This is a genomic window from Chryseobacterium vietnamense, assembly GCF_031454475.1.
GTDB lineage: Bacteria > Bacteroidota > Bacteroidia > Flavobacteriales > Weeksellaceae > Chryseobacterium > Chryseobacterium vietnamense.
This window is the reverse complement of record NZ_JAVDQX010000001.1, coordinates 1,027,243-1,044,606: the sequence shown is the minus strand read 5'-3', so window position 1 is coordinate 1,044,606 and position 17,364 is coordinate 1,027,243. Positions and strand designations below refer to the sequence as shown.

Below are 17,364 nucleotides of genomic sequence, written 5' to 3'. Positions count from 1 at the left end.
ACTTCGACGGGCTCAGTGTGACATTGCTAATACTAACTTAATTCGGTATAATATCATTGGAAGAGGTACTGTACAGCCCGATAAGGCTTCCTGTAAAACCGCCTGCAACGTCCGTAGAAAGTATATCTCCTGAAACCGGTCCGCCAAGGTTTTTATAGTTCTTACCATCCAGCGAATAATTAAAGCTATGCTCATCTTTATCTGCTACCACCTGCAGTTTAACCGGTTTGGATAATGCAATCTTTTCGCTCGCGATCAGCTTTGACTGTCCTTTTTCAGTTCTTTCCAATACGATGTAGAAATCTTTATCTTTTTTCGTGATTCCGAAAACATAATTGAATGTTTCACTTTGATAACAGGTAATTCCTGCCAGCTCTTTTTCTGATTTAGGCTTAAAATCCAGGGTTACAGAAGTTTCAAAAGATTCATGCTGCAATCTGTGGAACAGTGCCGAAACCGGAGCCAACGCTTTGATATTGGTGGTAAAAGGGTTTACTTTCACCCCGTTTTTTGTAACCGTAATAAAGCTTTCACGAGGTCCGCGCATGGCAATCCATCGGTAATCAAGATTTTTATCGGTTAATTTGTCGTTATAGGTAAAGTTTCCGTTGGGAAAAAATCCGTTTTGTCCGTTTTGATTCTGAACTCCAGCAGGTAATTTCAGTTTTGGTTTCATTGGAACCAGTCCATTTTGGAAAACCGGGTATTTTCCGCTCCAGTCAACCGGAAGGATAAATGTTTCACGGCCTTTGTTAACACGATTTTTTTCGTTAGGACGTATCGCCAGAAATACTCCGTAATATTGGCCATCCGGTGTTTCTACCAGATCTGCATGACCAGCCCAGTCGACTTTTTCTTTTCGGTCTTTCGGGAAATAGCGCTGTGTCAGAATCGGGTTATTGCCAGCCGGAACGTAAGGTCCTTTCGGAGAATCGGACATAAAAATAACTTCACTGTGATTACCGCCGGTTCCTCCTTCTGCACACATCAGATAGTATTTACCGTTCTTTTTGTAAATATGGGGACCTTCGATCCAGATGGGCTTTTGGGAAAGATCCACACCGCCGTTTACAATAATTTTATCCGAACCCGCAACTACCTGGTCTTTTTCGAGATCATAGTCCCACATCTTAATCACACGGTGGCCGTTGTACTGCTCGGTACCTTGTGGTGGAGCATCATTATGAACAATATATGCTTTTCCGTCATCATCAAAGAAAATAGCAGGATCAATACCTTCAAAATTGAGTTTCTGAACTTCGCTCCAACCTTTTGCCGGATCTTTTGTTTTTACGACCATATTCCCAATACCACCTGCAAATTGAGTAGTGATCATATAAAAAGTGTCATTGTGCTTATTGTATTTAATGTCCGGGGCATAAATTCCATGGGAAACACCTGATTTTTCGACCTTAAGTTGTGAAGGTCTGTCCAGAACGTGCCCTACCTGTTTCCAGTTCACAAGATCTTTAGACGTAAAAATAGGAACTCCCGGAAACATTGAAAATGAAGAGTTTACTAGGTAATAATCTTCTCCCTTTCTGGTAATACTGGGATCGGGGTAACAGCCTTGAAGAATCGGGGAATAAAACTCGCCCGGTTGAAGAGGGTTATCATTGTATGTTTTATCGTTTCCACGGTAGTTGAAATCTGAGAATGTCTGGGCAGAAATAGTAGTCACTGAAAGTAAAGCAGCTGCTGCAAGTACATTCGTTTTATTCCTGAAGAAAGCTAAATTCATTATATTCTGTTTCATTATTATTCTTTTTATAGTTTTTAAAATGTATATTTTTGAATAGGTGTTGTTCTTTTTAACGCTGAGTCCGCAAGTTTTTTTACTACATCCTTGATAAGGTTCGCAAGGGCGTTACACTCAGCAAATGGCATTCATATTTATCATTATAATCGTTTACCGATCTTATATATTTTAAACGGTTTTCTTCCGGTTGATTATTTTAATCAATCCCCAGGCTGTAACATAGGATATTCCGGCTATGAAAAATATAATATTGTAGCCTCCGTTGATATTTCCTGATTTTTTAAAGGCATCGAGAACAATTCCGATAAAAAGCGGAAAAATTATTCCTGCCGCTGAACCGAGCATTCCACCAAAACCAATGACAGAACTGACATAATTGTTAGGCAACTGATCTCCGACTGTCGTCATAAGATTGGCTCCCCAACCTTGATGCGCGGCTGTTGCAAAGGCAATGATGATTGTGATCATCCACATATTATCTACATACTTTGAGAACATGACCGGAACGACCATCAAAGCAAACAGTAACATCGTAATACTTCTGGCTCTTCCGATGGCCCAGCCTTTTTTGATCAGAAATGATGAAAGATAGCCTCCGCCAATACTTCCGATCGTAGTTCCGCTGTAAATAATAATCAATGGAAGAGACGGTTTTGTTAAATCCATTTTGAAGACATCCGAGAAATAGGCCGGCAGCCAGAACATGAAGAAATACCATATAGGATCGGTTAACATTTTACCAATGGCAAATGCCCATGTTACTTTATATTTGAGTAATTCCGATAAAGGGATTTTCGTTTTTTCTTCTGCTTTTTCAGCCTGATCACTTTTAATGTATTGCAGTTCTTCCTTGCTGAGATTTTTTGTTTTTTCCGGTACGGCATAGAATTTCCACCAAAGGATAATCCAAATCATGCCCAAAGCTCCAATCCACACAAAAGTCTGTCTCCAGCCGTAATGTCCGAGTATGAAAGGAACCAATAGCGGCGCTAAAATAGCTCCCACAGTTGCTCCTGAGTTAAAAATTCCGGTTGCCAGCGCTCTTTCTTTTTTAGGAAACCACTCGGCCACTGATTTGATCGCGGCAGGAAAGTTTCCCGCTTCACTGATTCCCAAAGTGCTTCTCGCAATGATAAACCCGATGGTACTTTTCACAAAACCATGTCCTATAGAAGCAAGACTCCATACAATAAGAGAAACCGCATACCCGATTTTGGTTCCCACCTTGTCTATAAACCTTCCCATCGCCATATAACCTATGGCATAAGTAGTGGTAAAGGCCATGACGATATAGCTGTAATCTTTTTCATCCCAGCTGAATTCCTTTTCCAGTACAGGTTTCAGTAAACCCATTACCTGCCGGTCAAGGTAATTGATCGTAGTGGCTAGAAAGACAAGGGACAGCATCCACCATCTTATATTGCGGTTTTGAGGAGCCTGCATTTAGTTCTGATTAAGTTGTTGTAATAAATTCTGTGTTTTCTGGGTCAATTCTTCTTCATTAAAATCTTTTCCAATTAGGGAACTTCCCAGCCCTGCTGCTACAGCTCCGCCATTGAGCCATTCCATAATATCTTCAAATTCAGCATGGATCCCTCCGGTGGGCATAAAATTCATTCCCGGGAAAACTGGCTGTACCGATTTGATGTATTTCTTCCCTAAAGCATCAGCCGGAAATATTTTAACCATGTTTAAACCATTCTGATAGGCAATATTGATATCGGTAGGAGTAAAACAGCCCGGAATCAAAAGGATATTTCTTTCAAGTGCATGTTTCACCAATGCTTCACTGATGACCGGTGTAATGATGAAATCTGCTTTTGCATGAGCATAATCATCCATTTCTTTTATGTTTTTCACCGTTCCGATTCCTAGCAGAAGTCCGGGAAATTCTTTACGGGAAATTTCTTTTAGTCTGGTAAAATTTCCCAGGGCCTGCTGGCCCCGGTTGGTATATTCTATCACACGGATTCCTGCTTCGTATAAAGCTTTTACGATATTTTTTGAGACTTCAAACGATTCGTTGTAAAACAACGGAACGATTTTCTGGTCTTTTATTTTTTGTAGTATTTCACTCATAATGTTTCGATATTAATGCTTTCATCAATGGTATCTCCTTTTACGAAAAGCTTTTTAAAAGCAACTCTTGTCGCATCCTCAAGGATCTGCTGATCAGGATGTCCTTTTAAAATTCCATGAATTAAGGCCGCCATGAAAGAATCACCACTTCCTACCCTTTCTTCAATTTTATCTGAGTTATATTTTTCTGAAATCAAAAGTTTCTCATCAGTAAATAAGGTGGCAAAATAATTGATCTGTTCGCCGTTTGTAAAGCGGAAGGTATTTGCAATTTTTTCCACAGCCGGGAATTGTTTCCGGATTTCCAATGCTGTTTTTTCAGCCTGTTTCAGAAGATTTTCATCGTCGAATTTTCCATTAAGCTCATATTCAACGGGAATATTCAGGAACTGCTCTACAGACCATATATTTCCCATGAGAACGCTGACAAAAGGCATCAGTTCTTTAATTTTATGAGGATTCTGGTTTTGCCAAAGCAACGCTCTGTAATTCAGATCAAGAGAAACCGTAATATTTCTGGTTCTGGCTTCTTTCATGATGCGCAGACACTTGAGAAATGCATTCTCACTCAAAGCCGGCGTGATAGTGCTGATATGTAACCATTTTACTCCTGAAAATATTTCATCATCACTGAACGTTTCAAAATCCGATTGGGTAAAAACAGACGGAAAACGGTCGTAAACCACTGAAGCATTCTGCATATCACCATCGGAAGAAAGATAAAATGTTCCTATTCTCCCTTGAGTTTTTTCTGTAAGGACTTCTATTCCTTTATTTTTAAGCTGAGATTCCAACTGGTTTCCTACAAAATTCTCCGGTAATGCTGATAACAGTTTTACAGGATTCTTCCACTGGGAAAGTGCTGCCGCGACATTGTATTCAGCGCCGCCAACATACATCTTCAGAGACTGCTCATTGAGCCAGTTTCCTTCGGAATCCGGGGCAAAGTGGAGAAGCAGTTCCCCGAAACATAATATTTTCGTCGAGTCCTGCATAGTATTAAATTTCAAAATAATTTTTTGTATTGTGATAGCAGATGTCCTGAATGATTTTTCCTACCCATTTTTCATCATCAGGCAGCAGACCTCTTTCCATTTCACTTCCGAACAGATTGCACAAAAGTCTTCTGAAATAATCGTGTCTTGAGAATGAGAGCAGGCTTCGGGAATCGGTTAACATGCCGACAAAAGTGCTGATGAGACCAATATTGGAAAGCGTATTCATCTGCTTGGTCATCCCGTCAAGCTGATCGAGAAACCACCAGGCTGCTCCAAACTGTACTTTGGATTTGATTCCTCCTTCATTAAAGTTTCCGGCAAGAGTTGCCAAAACCTCGTTAAATGCCGGATTCAGATTGTATATAATTGTTTTGGCCAGTTTCCCTTCTGTATTCAGTGCATCCAGTAAAACGCTCAATCTCTGTGCATAATAGGGTTCTCCAATGGCGTCATATCCTGCATTGGGGCCCATTTTTATGAACATTTCTGAATTGTTGTTTCGGGTTGCCCCTACATGAAACTGCTGTACCCAGCCTTTTTCTGCGTACATTTTGCAAAGCTCTTTCAGCAAATAGCCGCATAATCCATCCGGATCGGAAAACGTTAAAAGATTACCTTTCAGAAATTCGGAAAACTCTTTTTCAAGGCTATGATTCCATTTTGTGGTATCCGGGAAATATTCAAAGCCATGATCGGCCACTTTTGCTCCTGCTTCCACAAAATAGTTGATTCTGGACTGAAGTGCATTCAACAGGTCAGAGGCTGATGTGATTGAAAATCCGCAGACTTTTTCAAGCTTTTTAATTCCTGAAAGATATTGTTCAGAATTAATAATATTAATATAGGAATCAGGGCGGAAAGCCGGAAGAACAGCTGTGTTAAATCCACTGTTTTTTAAAGCCTTGTGATGAACCAGATCATCAGCAGGATCATCTGTAGTGCACAACGCTTCTACCTTAAAATTCTGAATGATGGATTGTGGTAAAAAGCCGGATGTCTGCAGACTTTCATTCATCTGATGATATACAGTATCTGCATTATTGGGTGATAAATATTCACTGATTCCAAAAGGATTTTTGAGCTCCAGATGCGTCCAGTGAAACAGCGGGTTACGAAGGGTATAAGGCACCACTTCTGCCCATTTCATGAATTTTTCTTTATCTGAAGCATTTCCTGAAATAAACTGTTCATCAATACCAAAATTTCTCATGGCTCTCCATTTGTAATGGTCCCCATCCAGCCAGATAGCTGTTGGAGAACGGAAGTTTTGATTGGCAGCAATAACATTGGGCTCAAGATGATTGTGATAATCGATCACGGGCATATCTTTGGCATATCCGAAATAGAGATTCTCTGCCTTTGCTGATTCAAGCAGAAACAATTCTCCGAAAACTTCTTTATTTTTAATGGAATTACTCATTATTTATTTTTACAATCCTGAATTTTAATTAACTTGTTTAAACTTTGTAAAACCACAAAGTCACAAAAGCTTTATTTTAAAACACTTTAGCTCACTTAAGAAAGTTTCCATGATTCTGCAGAAAGTTCACATAAGATGAAAATCAGAGATTTCATAAAACTTAGGAGTGTTGATTATGCATAAAGCCTGCTCTAAAAAAGCTTAAGTGGTTAAACGTTGAACATTTTAAAAACAAGACCTTTAATGAAACCATTAAGGTCCTGTTCCAATTTATATATGAAGAAATTAGTTTTTTTATACTCCACTGAATGCGCTGAAACCTCCGTCAACAGGAATCAATGCTCCTGTGATAAAGCTTGCTGCATCCGAACATAGAAACTGTACAACACCATTCAGTTCTTCTACTTCACCAAATCTCTGCATGGGTGTTTTGGCCATTACTTTTTTACTTCTCTCGGTTAAACTTCCGTCCGGATTCAACAGAATAGCACGGTTCTGATCACCAATAAAAAATCCTGGTGCCACGGCATTGACGCGTATCTTATCTCCAAATTTCAATGCCAGGTCAGAGGCCAGCCATTGGGTAAAATTGGTAATTGCCGATTTGGCTGCAGAATATCCGGCTACTCTTGTAATCGCTGAATAGGCAGCCATTGAAGAAATATTAATAATGTTACCGCTGCCCTGCTCAGCCATTGCTTTTCCAAAAACATAGCTGGGATAAACGGTTCCGTTCATATTGAGATCGGTAACCTCAGCCCATCCTTTCATATCCATATCAAAAAATGACTGTTCGGGAGATAAAGTGGCTGCCGGAATATTTCCACCGGCTATATTGAGCAGAATATCGATACTGCCATACTTTTCTTTTATTTTCACAGAAGCAGCTTCAAGGCTTTCAATATCCATCACATTGGCTTCTACAGCGACTGCATCACCTCCCAAATCTGTAAGCTCTTTTACACGGGCGTCCAGTGTTTCCTGGTTTCTTCCCAGTGCGACAACTTTGGCGCCGGCTTCTATAAAACTTTTGGCAAGGCTGCCTCCCAAAACGCCTGAAGCCCCTGTGATGACTGCTACTTTGTTTTTAATACTAAACAGGTCTTTCATTTTACTTTTTACTATTTATTACAAACGCAGATTAATTTTTCTGTAATTCTGACTGAACGGTAGCCATTACTCCTTCGATCTGACCCAATGCCAGCATTCTTCCTAAAAATGAATAGCCGGGATTATAACCTTTGTCAACATCTTCTGTTAAAAGTCTACCGTGATCAATTCTCATAGGCAGATCAGGATTTTCTTTTTCGAATACACGGATCACTTCAATAAGCTTTCCTCTTCCTCCCAGATGATGGGCCTCGATGAAGTCCCCATTTTCAAAGACATTTGTACTTCTCAGGTGAACAAATTTGGTTCTGTGGGCAAATTTCTCTGCCAGTTTTGGAACATCATTCTGAAGGTTGGCACTTAAAGATCCGGCACAGAACGTTAATCCGTTGTGAGGGTTATCAACAGCTTTCAGAAGCCAGTCAATATCCTCTTCATTGGTTACTATTCTTGGTAAGCCCAGTAATGAAAAAGGCGGATCATCAGGATGTACGCACATCTGGATATTCCATTGTTCACAGACAGGCATTATTTTTTCGAGGAAATATTTCATGTTCTGGCGAAGTCTGTCTTTATCGATTCCATCATACAATGCCAATAAACTTTTAAACTTTTCTACGGGATTCAATTCACCTTCTTTGATATTTCCGTTCACGAATCCCTGTGTTTTTACAATGACAGAATCTATCAGATCATGATTATCTTTTTCCGTTAAGGTATTTTTTAATTCTTCTGCTTTTTGAAGGATTTCCGGACTGTAATCGTTTTCTGCACCTTCTCTTTGAAGGATATGAATTTCGAAGTACGCAAACTTGGCTTTGTCAAAATAAAGTGATGATGAGCCGTCTTCCCATTCGTGAAAGAGATCGGTCCTTGCCCAGTCGAGAACAGGCATAAAGTTGTAGCAAACTGTTGTAACCCCTGCTTTACCCAGATTTTCAAGGCTTGTGATATAATTTTCTATTAAAGAGTCACGGTCTTCACCTCCGTATTTGATGGCTTCACTTACGGGAAGACTTTCCACAACAGACCAGCGAAGTCCGTGGCTTTCTATATAGTTTTTATAATCAATAATGGCCTCTGAATTCCAGATTTCTCCGTTTGGGATATCATGCAGAGCAGAAACAATTCCTTCTACTCCTATTTGACGAAGTGTACTGAGTGCTATTTTGTCTTTTTTGCCAAACCAACGCCAGGTTTTTTCCATAGTTTTAAATTTTAATTCAGATAAACAAAGCAGGTGCTTTCACACCTACTCTGTTACTGATATGAATGTAGAATGAAATTAATTGTATCCCGGATTCTGATATTTTGCTTTAATATCGGCCGATACTTCCATTGCATCGATCTGGTTCTGAGGAATCGGTCTCAGATAATGAAATGGTTTTATCGTTCTTGTAACCGTTTGCGGTGCATGATCTCCATAAGAAGCTCCTCCGATCTGATAAGTCGCTGCATAATCTCCCCATTTCTGAGTACGTACAAGATCGTACCATCTGTAGAATTCTCCGTAATATTCACGGGATCTTTCTGCAAGAATATAATCAATGGTAATTACAGATGGCGTAGCGGCAGTCATTGCGGCGCTGTTATCTGCTACGTAAGCTGCATTTTGCGCATTATTGAATTTCCATTTTCCGGCACGGGCACGGATAACATTGATAAGATCTCTGGCTGTCATAGCTCCTGAAGCTCCTTTTACGGCTGCTTCCGCGGCAATAAAATAGAATTCTGAGAATTTGGCAACGCTGAAAGGACGGGTTAATCCTGCATTCGGATATCCTAAACCGTTGGGATCATCAGTACGGTAAGTTCCGATTTTCCATAAGCCAGGGTATACAATTCTGCTGATACCGTTCGGTGCAATGACCCAGTCTGCTCTTCCTGACAAAGTTCCTGCTCCCACTCCGCTTTGCCCGGCTCCTGTAGGATAAGAAGGAGTCTGGCTGTCATCATTAAGGAAGCTTAAGATAGCTCCGCCCGGCTGTACAGGTAAATTATTGGCATTATAAAGAACAGGAACTGTTGTAAGACCCGTTCCGTTTTTGTTCCAGTTTCCTCTGTAAGTGGTTACAAAAGTACCATCATAACGGGAATCATTGGTTTTATCTGCGAAAGTATTTTTAATAACTCCCAGGGTAGGACACATACGAACCCACGGACGTCCCAGAGACTGAGCGGCTTCACGCTGTACACCACTTACTACATCTGTTCCCGCCCATGCTGTGGTTTTACTGCTTTTGATGGCAGTATAGTTCCAGGTCTGCATCCATGCTGCAAAATTATCCGGAGCCCAGCCTGAACCAAATCCCACAGGATCACTTTCATTATAATATGTACTTGACTGTGTATGGTCTGCATACAACATAGATTCGGTATTCCTGTCATTTGAACCTACATTGACATCATAGAAGGTAGGCTGAAGGGCGTAAGGTCCCGGATTATTGATTCCTTCCATTGCGATATCATAAGCCTGCTGGAAATACCACTGGGCATTGTGTCCGTCCGGGTCAGTTCTTGCTGCTTCAGGATAAGTTGGAATCCCGTTGGGGTTCTGAAGCCACCATCCGTAGGTAAGATAGGCTTTGGCAAGCATCAGTCTTGCTACATTTTTAGTGACACCTCCGGTTACCCTTGGTGAGGCAGGCAGATTTTCTATTGCTTTTTTAAGGTCAGCAAAAACAGTTTTTGTGTATACTTCCGGTACGGTATTTCTTGCAGAAGAGGTGGAAGGTAAAGTGTTATATTTCAACTCTCCTGTTCCCAGATCCAATGGAACTCCTCCGTAGGTCTGCACCAGCATGAAATAGTAGAATCCGCGAAAGAAACGGGCTTCAGAAATCATAGATTCTGCAATTCCGAATCCTGGTCCTTTTTCAATAATTCCGTTGGCAGTATTGATATATGGAAACACAGAGTTCCAAACCATACTTGTAGGAAAAGTATTGGAATTGATGATACCGTTTCCGGACATATCCAATTCTTTAAAGTTCCCGTCTGCACTTTGTGCCCAGGTAGATTCGTCGGTTCCGTTCTGACAATTGCTCATAAAATAGCCATTGCCATACAGTAACCTCATCTGCCTGTATAAGGCTGTAAATCCCTGATTAACGCCATCCGGTGTATTAAAATAATCAGCGGTATATATTGATCTTGGCTGTTCATCAAGAATTTCATTACAACCTGTAAATGTTAAGGATAAAAAGATTGCTCCTAACAGCAGTTTTTTGTTAAAATTTATCATGACAATACAGTTTTAAAAGGTTAAGTTAAGTCCCATTAAGTAATTTCTTGTAGAAGGGTTGTTGGTTCCAATAACAAGCTGGCGGTTCTGATATCCGCTTACTGCCTGGTTTTCATTTCCGAAAGAGTTGGGTTCCGGATCCATTCCTGAGAACTTATGATAAGGAGAGAATAGTACAACAGGATTGGTTACGGTGAAGTAAATTCTTAAGCTGGTAATTTTCAGATCCTTTAAAAAATCTTTGTTGACATTATAGCCTAAGGTAATGGTACGAAGCTTAAGATAAGAAGCATCAAACATCGCCAAAGTAGAAGAATATTTTGGATTGTCACCGCTCAGATGGCGCCCCGGACGAGGAAAATAAGCTCCTGTATTGTCTTCTGTCCAATAATCTACATCCACGTTATTCCCTCTTCCTGTTAATCTGTTAAGATAACTTGCAGATCCGTAAATAGTACTTACCAGGATTCCTCCGTGCTGGAAAGCTCCAACTGTGCTCAGTTCAAAATTTTTGTAAGCAAAGCGCATATTGAATCCTCCCTGGAATTTTGGAGCCGTATCAAAAATCTGTCTGTCATCCGGTCCAATTGCTCTTACGGGTGTTCCGTCAGCATTATAGCCTCCGGTATAAAGAACTTTGATAGATCCTACAACGTCTGCAGCAGTTCCCGGTTCCAGAATATTCTGATAAGGATCTCCAGCCTGCCAAAGACCGATATATTGATAATCATACAATGAATTAATATTATGACCTACAAACCATGAGTTATTGATGTCACGTTCTGTTCCTGATGCAAGCGATAAAATTTTGTTTTTATTGGTATAGAAATTAACTCCTGCTTCCCAGGTAAATCCATCCGGATTATCAAAAATAACTCCGTTTAAAGAAACTTCAACTCCTTTATTTTCTGTTTCTGCTACGTTGGATACAATAGAAGACCATCCGCTGGTCGCCGGAAGACTTTTCTGCGTTAACAAGTCATAGGTATGGGTTTTGTAATACTCCACGCTTCCCGTAAGACGGTTGTTCAAAATTCCGAAATCTACTCCGTAGTTTTGTGTTTTTGAATATTCCCATCCCAGGCTTGGGTTAGGCGGCTGATTTCCATAGATCCCTGTACTTCCTGCACTTCCGTAGTTATAAGGAGCTACGTTAAATCTTCCCATCGTAGAATACGGATCCACTGCCTGATTGGAAGTCTGTCCCCATCCGGCTCTGAATTTAAGGAGATTAATCGCTTTGATATTCTGCATGAAAGATTCGTTGGTAACATTCCATCCTAGTGATAATGCGGGATAGGTATGCCATTTATTTCCCGGAGCAAGCCTTGAGGATCCGTCCGCACGAAGGGTTGCTGTAAGCATATACCTGTTATCATACGTATACATGATTCTTCCCATTGCTGAAAGCAGGCCTGTTTTCCAGTACACCTGGTCTTCGGGTCTTACGGTAATATCAGCCTGAGGCGACTGTCCTAAGTTATAATACTGGAAAAAATCTGCAGGAACATTTTTTGCACTCATATATGAGCTTGTATACTTATTCTGTTCTGCTGAATAAAGTGCTACAGCATTTACTTTATGCTTACCAAATGTACGGTCATAGGTTAAAAGGTTTTCCAACACCCAGTGGTAGGTCTGGTTATTCCCTCTTCCGGCGGCGGAAGGACCCAGAGGATTTGTATTAAAGACTCCTACACCGGAGTAATTTCCACTGTTTGAAGTACGGTAATCCAACCCTACATTTAATCTGTATTTCAGTCCTTTGATCGGAAGGCTGGCTTCCCCGTAAAGATTGTTATAGGATGCGAAGGCCTTGGTCTCGTCGATATATTTATCTCCCAGATTCCCCAGACTTCCTCTTGTATAAATCCATGTCTGATCGATACCGCCAGCTGTACTCATTACTCTTTTCGGAGTTCCGTCCGCATTGTAAGGATTAGCAATAGGAGAATATCCTAAAACTGCTCCCGGGTTTACCCCGTTTCCTTCCGAAACGGAATAATTGGTATTGGTTGTAAAACCGAATTTAAAGATGGATCCTACCTGCTGGTCAATGGCCATTCTCAGGGCAAATCTTTCATAACTCTGAATAGGGATTAACGCATTTTGTTTAAAATAGGATAACCCTACATTATAATTTCCGCCTTCTGTTCCGCCTGAAACCCCGATATCATGACTGGTCATCATCGCCGGCTTATAAAACAGGCTCTGCCAGTCTGTATTGACACTGCTGTTTTCATCGGCCCCGTTGGAATACAAAGGGGTTGTATTTCCCGCAGGAATGGCATAAGAACGCAGCTTTGCAAACTGAGGACCATCCATCATCGGATATTTTGAAAACAAGGTCTGGACTCCTGTAAAGGTATTATAGCTGAATTTAGGTCTCTGCCCTTTTGCTCCCCTGTTGGTGGTAACAAGGATAACACCGTTTGCTCCTCTGGATCCGTAAATAGCTGTCGCAGAAGCATCTTTAAGGATATCAATACTTTTGATATCACTTGAGCTTATGTCTCCCAACGACCCCACGAAAGGAATACCATCCAGTACAATCAGCGGGTTGTTATCTCCTGTCAGAGAGCGTGTTCCCCTGATACGGATCTGCATGGCAGCACCCGGTTTTGTAGATGTTTGTGAGATATCTACCCCTGCCGTCCTTCCCTGTAAAGCCTGGGTAATATTGGCAGAAGGTACTTCACGCAGGGCATCTCCTTTTACAGTGGCTACAGAACCTGTTACAGCTTCTTTTCTCTGGGTTCCATATCCTATCACAACAACTTCATCTATTTTATTTTCTTTAGCTACTGTATCTTTCTTAACCTGTGAATATGCTATGCCGGAAGGCAATAAAGTCATTGCAAAGAATAATGCGGCTCTATTGCTTTTATTGAAATAAAATCGGTTCATAATTATTATTTTAGTATTAGTTGTTGAATAAAAGGCTCTTTAATAATTATTGTGTATAAAAATCCTTAGTGTTTATAAGCCTTTTATTTTTAATTATATATACATATTCACGATGGCCTCAAACAATTCCTGTTTTCCGCTTTTTGGCTGTGGTTCGCCGATTTCGTGAGCGATTCTCTGAAGATCTTCCAATGTAAGTGAACCTTCCTCAAATGCTTTTCCATTTCCGTTATCAAAAGAAGCATAGCGGCTTGTTCTCAGTTTTTTGTAGTCCGAATTTTCAAGAATATCAGCTGCTGCAAGAAGACCTTTTGCGAAAACATCCATTCCTGAAATGTGGGAAATGAATAAATCTTCAGCATCAGTAGAATTTCTTCTGATTTTGGCATCAAAATTTACCCCTCCGGTTCCCAGACCTCCTGCCGGAAGCAGTACCAGCCATGCCTGAACCATATCGTAGTAATCGATCGGGAACTGATCTGTATCCCAACCGTTCTGATAATCTCCCCTGTTGGCATCAATACTTCCTAAAAGTCCCGCATCTACTGCAACCTGAAGCTCATGTTCGAATGTATGACCTGCCAATGTAGCGTGGTTTACTTCGATATTCAATTTAAAGTCTTTGTCTAATCCGTAATGTCTCAGGAACCCGATTACGGTTTCAGAATCATAGTCATACTGATGTTTGGTAGGCTCCATCGGCTTTGGTTCAATCAGGAAAGTCCCTTTAAAACCTTGCTGGCGAGCATAGTCTCTTGACATGGAAAGGAAACGCGCAAGGTGATCTTTTTCACGCTTCATGTCAGTATTTAAAAGGCTCATATAGCCTTCTCTTCCTCCCCAGAAAACATAGTTCTCACCTCCAAGTGCTATGGTTGCATCTATTGAATTTTTCACCTGAGTTCCTGCACAGGCAACAACATCAAAATTCGGGTTGGTAGAAGCTCCGTTCATGTATCTTTCATGAGTAAAAACATTGGCTGTTCCCCATAAAAGCTTAATTCCGGTTTCCTGCTGCTTTTGTTTTGCATATTCTACAATAGTCTGCATATTTTTCTCGTAGTCTTTCCAGTTGTTGGCAGGGTCTACAAGATCAATATCATGGAAGCAGTAATATTGGAAGCCCATTTTAGACATGAATTCGAAACCTGCATCCATTTTGTGCATTGCTCTTGTTACCGGGTCATTTCCGATATCCCAAGGATGGTGAATGGTAGGACCACCGAACGGATCGCTTCCGTTGGCACATAAGGTATGCCACCATGCCATCGCAAATCTTGTCCAGTCTTTCATAGGTTTTCCCATCACGATCTTTTCAGCATCATAATAGCGGAATGCCAACGGGTTCTTGCTTTCCTTCCCTTCAAACTTAATTTTTTCAATACCTGTAAAAAACTCTTTTGTACCTGTTAAAGTGTTCATATTTATTTGATTATTTTTTATTTATTTTTAATTTTTGCGTAGAGATTCCCTTCTCACTGATTCAGAAAAGTCAGTAAGAGGATGAAAAATATTGTGGTAATTGTCCTAGATTATTTCGTTAAGATGATGTTTCCATCTGCCATAGGCTTCTAAATATTGTTCCTGTTTTTCGTGTTCGGGTTCTATCACTGCTATTTTTTCAAGTGAAGAAAATGCTTCTCTGGAATCTGAGTAAAATCCTATTCCCATTCCTGCCGCTCTTGCTGCTCCTACTGCTCCATCGGTATCATAAAGTTCAATCACCGCGTTGCTGACACTGGATAGCGACTGGCGAAAAATCGAACTTAAAAACATATTGGCATTTCCGGCACGGATCACCTGGATGTTCATGCCTATATTTCTCATAATATCCATTCCGTATTCGTAAGAGAACACAATACCTTCCTGTGCTGCACGCAGAATATCACCTTTTGAATGGATATTGAAGTTAATTCCGTGAATGGAACAGCTTGTATCTTTATTTTCAAGCACTCTTTCTGCTCCGTTTCCAAAAGGAATAATGCTTAATCCTTTTGAACCGATAGGCGAAAGTGAAGCCATATCGTTCATATCTCCATACGAAGAAAGTGAGGTGGCGAAATTATGTTTCAACCATGAATTTAAAATTCCTGTTCCGTTGATACAAAGTAAAACTCCCAGTCTGATCTGTTCCGGAGTGTAATTGACATGGGCAAATGTATTCACCCTTGATAATTTATCATATTCCAGCTGGTCCAGAACTCCATAGACCACTCCTGAAGTTCCTGCTGTAGAGGCAATTTCTCCGGGATTAAAGACATTCAGGGAAAGCGCATTGTTGGGCTGATCTCCTGCTCTGTATGAAATAGGAGTACCTTCTTTTAATCCTAATTCTTCAGCTGCAGCCCTTGAAACAGTTGCCTGGATGCCAAAAGTGGGTACAATTTCCGGGAAAAAGCTTTTCGGGATCTCATAGTGGTTGATAATATCTTCCGAAATGCAGTTGTTTTTAAAATCCCAGAATATTCCTTCCGATAACCCTTCAATGGTTATTCCTATCTGTCCGGAGAGCCTCATGGCAATATAGTCTCCCGGAAGCATTATTTTATCTATCTTTTCAAAAATCTCAGGTTCGTTCTCTTTTACCCAGGCAAGCTTTGATGCGGTAAAATTTCCCGGTGAGTTCAACAAATGTGAAAGACATTTCTCTTCTCCTATAGTTTTGAAAGCTTTTTCACCATAAGGCACGGCACGGCTGTCACACCAGATAATGGATGGTCTTAAAAGGTTTTGATCTTTGTCTACCAGAATCAAACCATGCATCTGCCAGGTAATTCCGATTCCTTTAATATCTTCAGCATGTACCCCAGATTCATGCATAACAGCTTCATGTGCCAACTTCAGATTGGTCCACCAGTCTACCGGATTTTGCTCTGCCCATCCGGGATTTATCGCAGTGATTTTCATCTCTTTTTTGGGAGAAAATTCAGAAGCAATCACTTTTCCGCTGGACGCCTCAATGAGACACACTTTCACAGAAGAACTGCCAATGTCATAGCCTAGTAAGTACATAATTTTTTAAAAGGGTTATTTTATAAGTTTTGTATTGTTTTTCTTGTAAATCTTTGCATCAAATCTGTAATATCTTGCTGCACGGTGAGATACATCTTTCTGAATTTCGTCCAGAGGAACGATATAGGGGAATGAAGATATTTTTTTATGGAAATTCTTAATATCAATATTTTTTTCATTCAAAGCGCTGTAGAGCTGATAGAGCTGTCTTATGGTGAATCTTTTCGGCAGCAGCTCAAATATGATGGAGAAATCAGATTCAATCCATTTTCTGATCTCCATTAAAGATTCAGTGATAATTTTGTTATGATCAAAAGGCAATACCGGAACTTCATCAATAGGATACCAGTCTACGGTATCATATTTTGTACTGTTGATCTTATGATCTATTTTACAAAGTGAAAGATAGGCTACTGTAATGATCCGGTCTATATGGTGTTTGTATTCCTGATCCATCCATTTGATATCATGGGCATTGCTCGCTCTCATAGGATCAGCAAAGCATTTGAACTGTTTGAGAACCATTTTTTTAATTCCTGTAAGTTCATGTAGTACTCTTTGTGCAGCATCATCTACATCTTCGTCGCTGAAAATCAAACTTCCGGGAAGTTTGATCTGCTTTTCCAACGGAACGTCATCAACATGGCGTTGTACCAGTAATATATTCAACCGGTTTTCATGGTCAAATCCAAAGACAACACAATCTACAGAGACATAGGTATGGATAAAGTTCTGATTCATTAGTTTGTTAACATTTTGGTAACATTACAAATATAAAAATTCATCTGAATAAAAAAAATAAATCCGCCACTATCTACTGCTTATCAACCATTTA

The 17,364-nt window shown here is 40.3% G+C and carries 12 protein-coding genes; all 12 read right to left on the bottom strand.

Annotated elements, in window-relative coordinates:
* Positions 1-37 precede the first annotated feature (37 nt).
* The 12 genes from J2786_RS04650 to J2786_RS04595 all read right to left on the bottom strand — a co-directional run bounded on the left by J2786_RS04650 (position 38) and on the right by J2786_RS04595 (position 17,270).
* Positions 38-1,756, bottom strand: a complete 1,719-nt coding sequence (locus J2786_RS04650; RefSeq protein ID WP_047430917.1) for a glycoside hydrolase family 43 protein — start codon at positions 1,754-1,756, stop codon at positions 38-40.
* Between the two features lie 171 nt (positions 1,757-1,927).
* Positions 1,928-3,202 carry an MFS transporter gene (locus J2786_RS04645; RefSeq protein ID WP_047430921.1) on the bottom strand — a complete coding sequence of 425 codons (1,275 nt, stop codon included), beginning with the start codon at positions 3,200-3,202 and terminating at the stop codon, positions 1,928-1,930.
* The gene (locus J2786_RS04640) at positions 3,203-3,838 is read right to left on the bottom strand and encodes a bifunctional 4-hydroxy-2-oxoglutarate aldolase/2-dehydro-3-deoxy-phosphogluconate aldolase (RefSeq protein WP_047430925.1); all 636 of its coding nucleotides are present in this window, start codon (positions 3,836-3,838) and stop codon (positions 3,203-3,205) included. It lies immediately after the preceding gene.
* Entirely contained in the window at positions 3,835-4,833 is a 999-nt protein-coding gene (locus J2786_RS04635; RefSeq protein WP_047430930.1) for a sugar kinase, read from the bottom strand. Before J2786_RS04635 ends, J2786_RS04640 begins: the two co-directional genes overlap by 4 nt.
* 4 nt (positions 4,834-4,837) lie before the next feature.
* Positions 4,838-6,256, bottom strand: a complete 1,419-nt coding sequence (uxaC, locus tag J2786_RS04630; RefSeq protein WP_047430933.1) for a glucuronate isomerase — start codon at positions 6,254-6,256, stop codon at positions 4,838-4,840.
* Between the two features lie 294 nt (positions 6,257-6,550).
* Positions 6,551-7,366 (bottom strand): SDR family oxidoreductase, encoded by an 816-nt coding sequence (locus tag J2786_RS04625; RefSeq protein WP_047430936.1) that lies wholly within the window; start codon positions 7,364-7,366, stop codon positions 6,551-6,553.
* Between the two features lie 31 nt (positions 7,367-7,397).
* Positions 7,398-8,573: a mannonate dehydratase gene (gene uxuA / locus J2786_RS04620; RefSeq protein WP_047430937.1), complete on the bottom strand. Its 1,176-nt coding sequence runs from the start codon at positions 8,571-8,573 to the stop codon at positions 7,398-7,400.
* A gap of 78 nt (positions 8,574-8,651) precedes the next feature.
* Positions 8,652-10,610 carry a RagB/SusD family nutrient uptake outer membrane protein gene (locus J2786_RS04615; RefSeq protein WP_047430941.1) on the bottom strand — a complete coding sequence of 653 codons (1,959 nt, stop codon included), beginning with the start codon at positions 10,608-10,610 and terminating at the stop codon, positions 8,652-8,654.
* A 12-nt stretch (positions 10,611-10,622) separates the two neighbouring features.
* A complete protein-coding gene (locus tag J2786_RS04610; protein WP_047430944.1) occupies positions 10,623-13,517 on the bottom strand; it encodes a SusC/RagA family TonB-linked outer membrane protein in 2,895 nt (964 codons plus the stop codon).
* Positions 13,518-13,610: 93 nt separating this feature from the next.
* Positions 13,611-14,939: a xylose isomerase gene (gene xylA / locus J2786_RS04605; protein WP_047430946.1), complete on the bottom strand. Its 1,329-nt coding sequence runs from the start codon at positions 14,937-14,939 to the stop codon at positions 13,611-13,613.
* 105 nt (positions 14,940-15,044) lie between these two features.
* Positions 15,045-16,529 carry a xylulokinase gene (locus J2786_RS04600; RefSeq protein WP_047430950.1) on the bottom strand — a complete coding sequence of 495 codons (1,485 nt, stop codon included), beginning with the start codon at positions 16,527-16,529 and terminating at the stop codon, positions 15,045-15,047.
* A gap of 15 nt (positions 16,530-16,544) precedes the next feature.
* Positions 16,545-17,270 (bottom strand): NUDIX hydrolase, encoded by a 726-nt coding sequence (locus J2786_RS04595; RefSeq protein ID WP_047430953.1) that lies wholly within the window; start codon positions 17,268-17,270, stop codon positions 16,545-16,547.
* Between the last annotated feature and the right edge of the window lie 94 nt (positions 17,271-17,364).